10 protein-coding genes are annotated in these 12,749 nt (G+C 25.7%); 3 read left to right on the top strand and 7 right to left on the bottom strand.

Annotation, left to right across the window (positions count from 1 at the left end; all coding sequences use genetic code 4):
* Positions 1 to 2: 2 nt before the first annotated feature.
* Entirely contained in the window at positions 3 to 1,508 is a 1,506-nt protein-coding gene (locus MMOB_RS00335; RefSeq protein WP_011264582.1) for a PTS transporter subunit EIIC, read from the bottom strand.
* 211 nt (positions 1,509 to 1,719) lie between these two features.
* On the opposite strand from MMOB_RS00335, the gene ptsP reads away from it, so the two are divergent.
* Entirely contained in the window at positions 1,720 to 3,426 is a 1,707-nt protein-coding gene (ptsP, locus tag MMOB_RS00330; protein ID WP_011264581.1) for a phosphoenolpyruvate--protein phosphotransferase, read from the top strand.
* Between the two features lie 53 nt (positions 3,427 to 3,479).
* Here ptsP and MMOB_RS00325 read toward each other — a convergent pair whose 3' ends face one another.
* Entirely contained in the window at positions 3,480 to 4,397 is a 918-nt protein-coding gene (locus tag MMOB_RS00325; protein ID WP_011264580.1) for an MAGa3780 family membrane protein, read from the bottom strand.
* 105 nt (positions 4,398 to 4,502) lie between these two features.
* On the opposite strand from MMOB_RS00325, the gene MMOB_RS00320 reads away from it, so the two are divergent.
* Complete coding sequence (locus MMOB_RS00320; RefSeq protein WP_050707636.1) at positions 4,503 to 4,817, top strand: hypothetical protein; 315 nt, start codon at positions 4,503 to 4,505, stop codon at positions 4,815 to 4,817.
* Positions 4,817 to 5,800: a lipoate--protein ligase gene (locus MMOB_RS00315; protein ID WP_011264578.1), complete on the top strand. Its 984-nt coding sequence runs from the start codon at positions 4,817 to 4,819 to the stop codon at positions 5,798 to 5,800. Before MMOB_RS00320 ends, MMOB_RS00315 begins: the two co-directional genes overlap by 1 nt.
* Before the next feature lie 10 nt (positions 5,801 to 5,810).
* On the opposite strand, the gene MMOB_RS00310 is transcribed toward MMOB_RS00315, so the two are convergent.
* From MMOB_RS00310 to MMOB_RS00290, 5 genes are read right to left on the bottom strand one after another with little or no spacing between them, the layout of a single operon-like run.
* Positions 5,811 to 10,112 carry a PolC-type DNA polymerase III gene (locus MMOB_RS00310; protein ID WP_011264577.1) on the bottom strand — a complete coding sequence of 1,434 codons (4,302 nt, stop codon included), beginning with the start codon at positions 10,110 to 10,112 and terminating at the stop codon, positions 5,811 to 5,813.
* A gap of 47 nt (positions 10,113 to 10,159) precedes the next feature.
* Positions 10,160 to 11,173, bottom strand: coding sequence for a phosphatidate cytidylyltransferase (locus tag MMOB_RS03460; protein ID WP_011264576.1), 1,014 nt, complete (start codon positions 11,171 to 11,173; stop codon positions 10,160 to 10,162).
* Position 11,174: 1 nt separating this feature from the next.
* Positions 11,175 to 11,726, bottom strand: a complete 552-nt coding sequence (gene frr, locus MMOB_RS00300) for a ribosome recycling factor (protein WP_011264575.1) — start codon at positions 11,724 to 11,726, stop codon at positions 11,175 to 11,177.
* Between the two features lie 3 nt (positions 11,727 to 11,729).
* Entirely contained in the window at positions 11,730 to 12,455 is a 726-nt protein-coding gene (pyrH, locus tag MMOB_RS00295) for a UMP kinase (RefSeq protein WP_041362736.1), read from the bottom strand.
* A gap of 40 nt (positions 12,456 to 12,495) precedes the next feature.
* On the bottom strand, positions 12,496 to 12,723 hold the full coding sequence (locus MMOB_RS00290) for a sigma factor-like helix-turn-helix DNA-binding protein (protein WP_011264573.1): 228 nt from the start codon (positions 12,721 to 12,723) through the stop codon (positions 12,496 to 12,498).
* Between the last annotated feature and the right edge of the window lie 26 nt (positions 12,724 to 12,749).

The raw sequence follows: 12,749 nt of genomic DNA, 5'->3' as shown, positions 1-12,749 counted from the left end.
TACTAAGCAATGCCAACTCTATCATAAATTTTCTTAAATCTTGGTAATTTACCAAAGAATCATGTTAGAACCATTGTTACTGCTGTTGCTAGTAATGCAGAAAGCATAAATCATAAAAATCCTGTTCCTGCAAAAGTATTAACTCCTACTACTGCTGAAGATGCTTGCATTGATAAAACTCCTAGTCAAGCTCCATTACCAATTCCACTAGATGTAACTCCAGCAATTGTTAATAATAATGCTCCAGTTGCTGAACCAGTTGCTGCTGCTAAAAAAGGATAAACATATCTTAAATTAATTCCATACATAGCAGGTTCTGTCACTCCTAGTCATGCTGAAGTTGTTGCTGAATAACCGATTTGTTTCAATTTTTCTGATCTTCTATTCAATAACGTAAACATTAATGCTGCAGCACCTTGTGTGATATTTGATACAGCTAAAATAGGAAAGATAAATGAACCATTTAAAGTTGCAGTGTTTTGAATCATTACAGCATTTAAAGAGTGATGCAATCCAGTTATTACTAAAAATGCATATCCAAATCCAAAAATTGGCCCGAAAATATATTTAGCAATTCCATTTGTCAATGCTAAAGAAACAACTATCGAAATGCTTGTTCCAACTATTCATCCAAGAGGTCCTATAATAACCATACCAACAATAAAAGAACCTAATAAAACTCCTAAAGGAACAAAAATTTGCCTTAAAACTGGTGCAACAATTTTAGTCAATCATCTTTCTAAATAAACTCCAAGAAAGGCTACTCCAATTGCCGGTATAACTTGTGCTGTATAAGCAAGTTTCCACGGAAACTTTCATACCCCAAAATCAAAACCAAATTGATTTAAGTCATATTCTCAAATAAATTTAACACCTTGGTTGTTTGTTTCAAAAACATTTACTAAAGGAATAATTAATAAAGATAATCCAATTAAAATTCCCAGGGTCTGAGTTCCGCCCATTTTTTTGAATATCGATCAAGATATAAAAACTGGTAAAAATCATAAGCCTGCAAGAGCTGGGGCTAAAAGAAATTCATTAAGACCAGCTGCAAAATCATATTCTTGTACAAAAACAAATCCACCAAAATTTGCTTCTAAAATATTTCTAAAAGATAAAATTAAACCTGAAGCAATAACAACTGGGATAATTGGGATAAAAATTTCACTAAAATGCTGTAAAGCTTTTTGAAGTCAATTACCTTGTCCGGCTGCAACTTTTTTTAATTCTTCTTTTGAAACTTTCTTAATATTTGTTTGTTCTTCAAATTCCTTATAAAAAATAGGAACATCTGAACCAATAATTACATGATATTGGTTATTAGGTTGTTTCATTGTCCCTTTAACTGATTTTAATTCCTGAATTTTCTTATCATCTACAAGAAGCATGTCTTTCATTACTAATCTTAGTCTACTAACACAATTAGTTGCACTAATTATATTTTCTGATCCACCTAGATATAAAATAAGACTTTTAACATCTTCGTAATATTTACTTTTTTCACTCATAATTGAAAATTATAATTGAATTATCAAAATGATTATTAATCTTAAATAAATTTTTTAAAAAAGAACTATTAAATAAAAAATCTTGAATTTTATGAAAAAATAAGAAATATTCAAAATAGTTTTTAAATAACAATATTTTTGATTGTTTTTAAAAATATTTAGTTGTTTTCCTTAAAATTATAATGTTATTGAAAATAATAAAGGTGGGTAAATGATTTTAAAAATTAAAAGCTCAAATCAAGAATTGGCTTTAGGGAAAATTCATTTTCTTGAAGAAGAGCAAATTGAATACAAAAAATCTTTTCAAGATATAAAAAAAGAAAAGGCAATATTAGAAAATGCAATTAATAAAACAAACGAAAGTATTAAATTATTAATTAAAAAGGCAAAGAAAGAATTTACAGAAAATGAAGTTGATATTTTAACTGCTCATTTAGAAATTGCTAATGATATTACATTTAAAGACGAAGCAAATAAAATCATTGAATTTGAAAAGAAAACTGCTTATGAAGCATTCAAAATTGTAAGTGATAAGTACATTGAGATTTTCAAAAGCATGGATAATGAATATATGAAACAACGTTCAACGGATATTTTAGATGTTGCTTCTTCAGTTTTATCTTTTATTGCAAATCCTGAAAAAAAAGTTATGGGAGAAGAATTAAAAGAATCAACAATAATTGTTTCTAAAGAATTAACATCAAGTGATATTTTAACCTTGAATAGAAAATACATTAAAGGTTTTATTACAACTGAAGGCGGACCAACTTCACACTGTGCAATTATTGCAAAAAGTTTACAAGTTCCTTATGTTTTTGGTTTAAGTGATTTTCCAAAATATTTTAAAGAAGGTCAAGAAGTTTTCATTGATGGGATTAATGAAACATTAAACACAGAACCAAATGCAAAAGATAGAAAAGTATATGAAGATTATTTAGATCTTGTTAAAAAAACAAGCATTAACCCAAAAACATTTACTCCTATTAATAAATCAAAAGACGGAAAAAAAGTTGAATTAGCAGTAAATATTGATGGAGTTGAAGAAATTGAAAGATTAAAAGATTTTAAAGAAATTTCAACAGGATTATTTAGAACAGAATTTTTGTTCATGCAAATGAATGATTGACCTACTGAAGAAGAACAATTTCTTGTTTATAAAAATATCGCTTTAAACACTTCAAGACAAAGCGAAGTTGTAATTAGAACTTTAGATATTGGTGGGGATAAAGAATTAAAATACTTTAAACAAGAAAAAGAAATGAATCCTTTTTTAGGAAATCGTTCTGTAAGATTCTCTTTAAATAAGCCCAATACTTTTATTACACAAATAAGAGCAATTTATCGTGCTTCTGCTTTTGGAAATGTTGCGATTTTGTTACCATTTGTAAGTAATGTGGAAGAACTATTGTCTTTAAGAAAAATCATTGACCAAGTTAAAAAATCAATGATTCAAGAAAAAATTGAATTTGATCCTGAAGTTAAAATTGGAATGATGATCGAAATTCCTTCTTCAGCTGTTTTAGCTGATGTTTTTGCTCAGTATGTAGACTTTTTCTCTGTCGGATCAAATGATTTGATTCAATATACTTTTGCAGTCGACAGAGTTAATTCAGCTGTTTCAAATTATTTTCAACCATTAAATCCTGCTATTTATCGTTTAATTAACATGGCAATCCAAGGAGCTCACAGAAATGGGAAAACAATTAGTGTTTGTGGCGAAATTGCTTCAAATAAATATGCTTTAGCAATTTTAGTAGCAATGGGAATTGATAAGCTATCAATGGCCCCTGAATCTCTAGGGATGGCTAAATATCATTTAAATTCACTTGATTTAACTAGAGCTGATGAATTAAGCAAAAAAGTTTTAGAAGCTAAAACTCAAGATGAAGTTATTGAAATTGTAAAAACTTACTATTAAATTAAATAAAAAAAACAACTATGTAATAAAGTTGTTTTTTTTATTATCAAATATTAAGAAACTAAATCTTTTTGAGTTAAAAATTTTTCTTTTATAAACATTGTTAAAATTTTGTATCTATCAATTTTTAATCTTGAAATGAATTTCAATAAAAATCCTAAACCTACAGGAATTCAAAAAGCTAAAAGAACTATAATAATATTTAGAAAAACTACCAAAGGAATTGAACCTCCTCTATAAAAAAATGGTTCAAAAAAGTTTAAAAATGAATAAACATTTGCTCCTGAAGTTAATGATGCATCAATACTTTTCATTAAAGAAATACTTGAAAAAAATAAAATCATTGCAAAAAGTAAATACCCATAAATAGGAATTGATGAATAATAAATTGTTCGATTTGTAACCGATAAAATTCTCTTTTTCAATAAGAAATAAGCAACAAAAGCAAAAACTGGATTTATAAAATGATTATTAATAGAAATGAAAGTGTCAAATCCTCCATTAAAATTTAATACAGGAGCGATTAATGTTCAAAAAATAATAAAAGTTATTGTAATATATGATATTGAAACAAAAAAAACTCTTTGTAGTTTTTTACTTGAAAATAAAGCAAAAAAAATCATCATAAATCCTACAAATAAATTTGAAATTGTTGTAAAAAAGATTCATTGCTCAAAAGAACCAAAAATTAAAACTCTTGCAAAAAAAGATATTTTTGAGCTTTTTCCAATAACTGAAATTCCATTATCTGCAATAGTTTCTCTAATTTTGCTAACTAAAATAGAAAATGAAGTCTCTGTTACAACAGAAGAATGAATTGAAAATGCAATTATTGTTATTAGTACATATATTCCTAGCAAAAGAACAATTATATTTCTTTTGGTCATAGGATTTTTCACTAATTTTTCTTGCGTTTTAATTTCTATTTGGTCTTTTGTTAATGGTTTTATTGAATTGTTTTTTCACTTCATAATTTTAATATTATAAATATTTATTAATTTTTTTATCTTTTTTAAAAGATTTTTTCATGAAAAAATTATTTAGAATTGTTTTAGTAATAAAATATAAGTATGTTAATGAAATACCAAACAAAACCTGCACAAGATTTAAATTTACATTTTGATTTTGTAATAACTGCATATTCATATAGGGAATTAAAAGTTGAAATTAGAAAAGTATTAAGAGAAATTGAAAAAGAAAAAAATTTCTTTGATATTTTTATTGTTGAACTAATTTATTTTTTGTCAAAAAATGAATATAGTTGAAAATGAGATTATGGAAAAGTAGAGTTACTTCATTTAGAAAATTTGAAACTTAGTTCAAAAGATTTAGAAAATTTTAAAAAACAAATGAAACATGTTTCAAGTTTTGATTTGGTAGAGGAAAAATAATGAAACTTTACATAAGTCAAAATACTAGCGCCTATTTTACATTACCTTTTGAAGAAATATTGGCAAGAAATTTAAAACAAGATGAAAACATTGTTTTTTTGTATCAACATAAAAATGTTTCAATAGTAGGGAAAAATCAGAATACAAATGAGGAAGTTGATTTAAACTTCATAGAAGAAAATGGAATCGAATTAGCAAGAAGAATAAGTGGTGGTGGGGCTGTTTATCAAGATTTAGGTAATATAAATTTTAGTTTTATTACAAGTAGAAAAAACGGAAAAACATATAAAGAGTTCCTTGAACCTGTTTTGGAATTTTTAAAATCTCTTGGCCTGAATGCTAGTTTTAAGGGTAGAAATGATCTTGTAATAAATGATTCAAAGATTAGTGGTAATTCACAGTTTATTTTAGAAAATGCCTTTTGTCACCATGGGACTCTTTTGTTTGATGTTGACTTTTCTAAAATGTCTAAGGTTTTAATTCCTAATAAATTAAAAATTGCATCAAAAGGTATAAAAAGTATTAGGCAAAGGGTCACAAATATAAGAGAAGAATTAAAACAAATCAATCAAGATATAGATTCAAAAACTTTTCTTGAAAAATTGAAAAATTTTTTCATAGAAAAAGGATACCAATTAAGTGATTTGCCTATTAAACAATTTGAAAAAGAGTTGTTAAATCTGAGTGAAATTAGAAAAAGTAAAGAATGAATTTTTGGAAAAAATCCTAAATTTGAAGTTTCAGAAGAAGCAAAATTTGAAGGAGGAATTTTAAAAGTAAAATATAATGTTGAGAAAAATCATTTCACAAATTTTGTTTTTGAAGGAGATTTTTTAAGTTCAAGGGATGTAAAAGAGATTGAAGAAAAAATCATAAATTTACATTTTGATAGAAATGAATTTAGCAAAATCTTAGATACTTTTGAACTTCAAGAATATTTTGGAAAAATTGAAAAAAAAGAAATTTTAGATTTAATTTTCTAAAATTTTTTAATTAAAATAAACTTGTTTGATTTGATTCATTTAAGTCTTCATAAATTTCTAATTCAATAAACTTTTCATTTAAAGTTTTATTTACGCTAGTTCTTTCAATAACATCTTCAATTGAAATGAAAGGTTTTTTCTTTCTTTGTTCAATTATGCTTTCTGCTACAGCAACTCCTAAGCCATCCATGGCATTAAAAGGAGGTATCAAACTATTTGATTCTTTATCAATAATTCAATTTGTCGCTTCAGATTTATTTATACTAATCTTCGAAATTTTAAAACCTCTTGCATACATTTCTTCTGCAATTTCTAAAACTGTTATTAATCCTTGTTCTTTTGCACTTAGTTTATCTTCTCCCTTTGAATTTCTTCTTCTTTTAAAATCACTTAGTTTTTCACTAATTGTTTTTTTTGTAGAAGACATAATTTTAATATCTATAAAATCAGCTCTTGTCGTGAAATAAGAAGCATAGAATTCTAATGGATAGTACAATTTAAATCATGCAATTCTTCAAGCCATCATTACATAAGCGGCTGCATGAGCTTTTGGAAACATGTATTTGATTTTATTCAAAGAATCTATATACCAATCAGAAACCTTGTGAGCTTTTAACAGTTGTTCTTCTTCTGAATTTAGACCTTTACCTTTACGAACATTTTCCATAATTTGAAATGCTTTCAATTCATTAACACCTTTTGTTATTAAAAAAACCATGATGTCATCTCTACAAGAAATGATGTCTTTTAACTGTAAATTCTTCTTTAAAATTAAATCTTCAGCGTTGTTATTTCAAACATCAGTTCCATGTGATAGCCCTGATACTGAAATCAAATCAGAAAATGATTTAGCTTTAGCAGAAACCAACATCTTTCTAACAAATGTTGTTCCAAACTCAGGAAAACCTAAAGCTCCTGTATGTTCACCTGAAATGTCTTCTGGTTTAATGTTTAAAGCTTTTGTTGAAGTAAATAAACTTAAAACTTTTTCATCATTAAAAGGAATGTCAAAAACATTCACATTTGTTAAAGAAGTTAAAAATTTAATTGCTGTTGGATCATTGTGCCCTAATAAATCTAACTTTAAAACATTATCATGTATTGCATGGAAATCAAAATGAGTTGTTTTTCAACTAGAATTAGGATCATTTGCTGGAAAATTAATCGGAGTAAAGTCTTCTACTGAAAAGTCTTTTGGAATAACTATAATTCCCCCGGGATGTTGTCCTGTTGTTCTTTTTGTTCCTACAATTTTTGAAGCTAAATAACCAATAAAAGCATTAGAAAAAGTCAAATTATTTTCTTCAGCTCAAGCAAGAACATAACCATAAGCAGTTTTGTCAGCTGTTTTAGATATTGTTCCAGCTCTAAAACAATGATCTTCTCCAAATCATTTTCTTACTTCGTCATGAACAATATGTTGATATTCATTTGAAAAATTTAAATCAATATCAGGAACTTTATTAGCTCCAAAACCTAAAAAAGTTTCAAACGGAATTGTTTGACCTTCTCTTTTTAATGCTTTATAACAATTATTGCAGTTTTTATGAGGTAAATCGTATCCTGAAGTGATATCTAAATTCTTAATAAATTCACAATCTTTACAATTCGAACAAATATAATGAGGAGGTAAAGGGTTAACTTCAGTAATCCCGCTTAAATAAGCAACTAACGAAGAACCTACAGAGCCTCTTGAACCTACAATATATCCATCTTCTAAAGATTTTGCTACAATTTTATGAGAAATTCAATATATAACATCATATCCTTGTTCTATAATTGGATTGAGTTCTTTTTCAATTCTTGAGATGATTAATTCAGGTAAATTTTTGCCATAAATTTCAAAAGCTTTTGCATAAACTAATTCTCGCAATAAATTTGCAGAATTTTCAATTTTTGGTGTAAAAAGATCTTTTTTAATTACTTCAATGTTATTTTCAATTTGATTTGAAATTAAATGGGTGTTTTTTACAACTATTTCTTTAATAAGATCATTGTCTTGTAAAAAAAGAAATTGATCAATCATTTCTTGAGTATTTAAATAATTTAAAGTTGGATAATCTGTTTCACTTTGATCATATTTAAATAAAGGATGTCTTATCCCTTGAAGACCTTTTGCATTGATGTAAATCTCGTGAAGTATTTTCTCATCTTTTTGAACATACCTTACATCTCCGACAGCAACTACTATTTTATTCAGTTTTTTAGATTCTTCTACTAAAATTTTTAAGCCTTCTAAAAGTTCTTCTTTAAGAATGTCTTCATTTTTTATTCAATGAGAAAAATTTTTTGGAGGAATGATTTCTACATAATCAAAATATTTTAAGTATTCTCTTAAGCCTTTTCTTGTTCCTCTAAAAACTTCATTTATAATTAATGATTTCAAAGTTCCAGAACCAATTAAAATATTTTTAGATTTCTCTAATAGATCTTCAAAAAACATTTTGGGACCATTAAAATATTGTTTAGTAGATGTTAAGGAAATTTTTTGAAATAATTCTTTTAAGCCTGATTGATTTTTAGCAAGAATTGTAATTTCAAAAGGTCTTGTTTTTTCATAAATAATATTGCTTTTAAAATTGTAAATATCATCAAAATATTTTACATTCATATCTGACAATTTTTGAATGTATAGATTTCAAACTTTTGCAAGCACATCAGCATCATAATCGGCTCTATGTGCTTCAGTTGAATTGTAAATAATTCCTGATCTTGAAGCTAAATTTTCAAGACTAAATTTTTTTGCTTCTGGTTCAATAATCTTTGAGACAACCAAAGTATCTATAATTTGCAGATTTGATTCTTGAAAATTGTACTTTTCTATTTTTTCATTAATAAAATTCATATCAAAAGTAGCATTATGAGCTACTACAGTATGATCACCCATAAATTCTAGAATTTTTTTAAGCGCTTCTTTTTCTGAAATTGCATTTTCTACATCTTGATTTTTAATTCCAGTAATCAAAGTTATTTTTTCGGAAATTTCTTTGTTTGGCTTTACAAAAAATTGAAGAGTATCTATTACTTTCCCATTTAAAATTTTTTGTGCTCCAAATTCAATAATATCATCAAAAATAGGACTTAAACCTGTTGTTTCCAAATCAAAAACAACATATGTTTCATTTTTAATTAAAGTGTTCTTTTTCAAATTTTTTATTGCTTGATTATTTTTGAAAATAGTACTAAAAGAAGCACCATAAATTCCTTTAATATTAGCTTTTTTTACTGCATTAAAAAAATTTGGGAAAGATTGAACAGAATCAATATCTACTATAGCTAATGATTCATGATTTAGTTGTTTAGCAAAACTAACAAAATCATCTGCTTCTTTAAAACCGTCCATTGTGGACATAGTAGTTCTAATTGAAAGTTCAATTCTCTTTTCAATTTCCATATCAACACTTGATTCTTTTTTGTCTTTTGAAATTGTAATTGTTTTTGGGTAAATAATTTTTTCTTTATTGAAAGTATCAAAATCTACTTTTCCTTCTATTACAATAAAATCCCCAATATTTGTTATATCAAAACTATTCAATTGATCTTTTGATTCGAAGAATCTTCTAAGCTTGATGGCTTCTGTATTATCTGAAATAGTAATTGTTAAAATTAGATTTTTGTTTTTGGTTTCAAATATTTTTTTATCAACAACATAAGCTTCAACATAAACATCTTGTTCAAAAGTATCATAAAGTTCCTTGACAGTTTTTTTATACATTTTTTTTGAACTTGATTTAAAAATTTTTGATTTTTTTTCTTCTATATTTTTAGATAAATTTTGATTTTTCAAAAAATCAGCAATTAGTTTCTCATCATCATTTTCTTGCTGAAGGAAAATTTCTGATTTTTCAAAAATAATTTTGAAAGTTTCAAAACCCAAATTTTCCATGCTTATTTCTATGAAATTTTGATAATTTTGATATCTGTTTTTTTCATGTTCGGAAGTATAAAAAATTTTTAAAACCCCGTTTTCAGCCATTTGAAAATTGTTTTTATTTAAATTATTTATGAAATCTTCAATTTTATAAATATTAAAAATTAAATTATTAATGTAATCTAAAATAGTTTCTTGTTTATAAACAAGATTTTCAATTGAAAATTTTATAATTGTTTTGTAAGCAAAATTCTTTTTTATTGTATTTATAAAATTTGAAATAATTTTGTAATCTACTACATAAAAAATTGAAAAATGTAAAACAAAAGCATCAATCTTATGATCTAAAACACTTTTAATAATAAAAGTGTTTTCTAATTCCTGAGGAATTAAATAATTAATTTCTTTACAAAATTTTTCAAAAGCTTGTTTTTTTATCATAGTTGTATTATTATAGAAAATTTAATTTTAGTTTAAAAAAATCAATTTTAAATAAATAGCACTCCTGCAAAAATTAAAACCAACGAAATAAATCAAGTAGCAAAAGAAAGTGAATCGAAACGATCTAAAAGTCCTCCATGTTCAGGAAAAAAAACAGAAAAATCTTTAATTTTTAGATTTCTTTTAATTCAAGAAAAGAACAAATCTCCAAAAATGGAAATAATTGGAATTATTAAAGCACAAATTATTGCAAATGCATTTGCATCTAATGAATATCTGTAATTTCCAAAAACATTTGTGCCATATCCCCATCCTAAAATAAATATTGCTGAAAATAAAGTTCCTATAATAGCTCCTTCTATTGTTTTGTTGGGCGAAATAGTAGGAGCCAATTTCCTTTTGAAAATTTTTTGTCCAAGAAGTTTTCCACCAAAATAGGCAAATGAATCTGCAAAAATCACACCAACAATAAGCATAATAAACAAAGTGTAAGAGCTAAAATTTAAAAAAAATATAAATCTTGAAAAAATAACGAAGAAAATTATCACAAAAGTTACAATTAGAATTTTGGGGATATCTCTAATTGTCAATTTGCTATTTAAGGCAAAAAACAAGAGAGTCAAAATTGCTAAAACAAGTAAAATCAAGTAGTTAGGAAATGAGAAATTTGAAGGAAGAATTGGAGAAAAAACAAAAGGAGAAATTAAATTACTAGGTAATGATTCTCTTAATCCTGTTTCATTATAATTAATTGGATCAAATCCATTAGATCTTAATAAACTAGAATAAAAATTTATAGGAAAAACAAATATTAAAATTGCAATAGAAATTAATATAAATTGTTGTCATTTTTTAAATCCATAATGTGTTGTAAATTCTACAAAGAAAATTCCAAGTAAAATACTATAAAAAAAGAATCCAATAATTGCACCAGATAGATTTAAAAACCTAATTAATAGTGTTATTGAAAGAATAACAATAAAAATTAATAATCCAATAATTGATTTTCTAAGAACATTATTTTTAATAAGAGAAAAAGGTGATTTTTTAAATATTTTCATTTTAAATTGTCATTAACTCTTTTTCTTTGTCTTTATTTAATTCCTCAATTTTAAAAATATATTTATCTGTTAATTTTTGAATTTCATCTAAATATTTTTTTTGTTCATCTTCGCTAAGTTCTTCATCTTTTTTGATTAATTTGTTTTCGTCTTGTCTGACTTGTCTTATTGCAACTTTTGCAGATTCATTTAATTTTACAAGTTGCTTAACTAATTCCTTTCTTCTTTCAGTCGTAAGAGCAGGGAATTTTAATCTAACTTGAGCCCCTTCATCAACGATTTGCATGTCATAATTCATTTTATTTAAAGATTCAATAATATTTTTAGTTGTTTTAATATCATAAGGTTTAATCAAAATTTGTTGAGCTTCTGGAACTGAAATAGCAGCCATTTCTTCAATGCTCATTGGTTCATCATAATAAATAAATTTAATTCCACTAATCAATTTTGGATTAGCTTTACCAGCACTAATTTTAGCAATTTGATTTGAATAAGTTTGAACAGCTTTTTCCATCTCTAATTTTACTTTGTTTGTATAAAAATTTAATTCCATAATTTACTCTACCTTTGTATGTTCTGCGTTTCCTTCTAGGACTTTTAAAATTGAATCTTTTTCTTGGATATCAAAAACCAAAATTTTGATATTATTTTCTTTTGCCATAGTTACAGAAGTAGAATCCATAATTTTCAGACCATTTGTCAAGACAATATGTAAAAGTTCATCATAAGATAAACTATCAAATTTAATTGCTGATGGAGAAACTTTTGGATCTGCATCATAAACACCATTTACTCCATTTTTAGCCATTAGTAGAACATCGCATTGCATTTCTGAAGCAACTAAAGTTGCAGCAGTATCAGTAGTGAAAAAAGGTCTTCCTGTTCCACCAGCAAAAATTACAATTTCTCCATTACTTAAATAATGTTTAGCTTTTTCTGTAATATAGTTTTCTGCAACCTTGCCATCAATTGAAAGAGAAGATTGAACTCTTGCTTTTAAACCTACTGATTCAAAACCTGATTGTAAAGCTAAAGCATTCATTGTTGTTGCGAGCATTCCAATATAATCGGCTCTAGTTCTAGGAATTCCATTTTTTGAAGCGCTCTCTCCTCTTCAAAAATTTCCTCCTCCTACAACAATAGCTACTTCATAACCTTGTTTATGAATTTTTTGCAATTGAATCGCGATGTTCTTTACAATTTCATAATCAATAAGTAAGCTTTTTTTCTTATTTGACAAACCTTCTCCAGATAGTTTTAACAATATTCTTTTATATTTCATTACACACTCCAAAACTTTATTAAATTATAGTACAAAAAAACTACACTTGTAGTTTTTTTGAAATATCTAAAAGTTTTTGTTTTGCTTTATTAACAGCATCATAAGAAGCAGGTTTAGAAATTTTCAAAATGTCTGCTATTTCTTGATAAGAATAATCTTCTAAAAATCTATAAGAAAGGACTTTTCTTTGATTTTCAGTTAAAAAGTTTTCGAATTTTTCTAATAATAAGGCAATATCTTCTAATTCTTTAATCGTATTTTTTTCCATAATTCCTAATTACATTATATTTTAAT

This window comes from Mycoplasma mobile 163K (genome assembly GCF_000008365.1).
GTDB classification, from domain to species: Bacteria; Bacillota_I; Bacilli_A; order Mycoplasmatales; family Metamycoplasmataceae; genus Mycoplasma_J; species Mycoplasma_J mobile.
The sequence above is the reverse complement of the archived record's forward strand: the minus strand, read 5'-3'. Positions and strand labels throughout refer to the sequence as shown.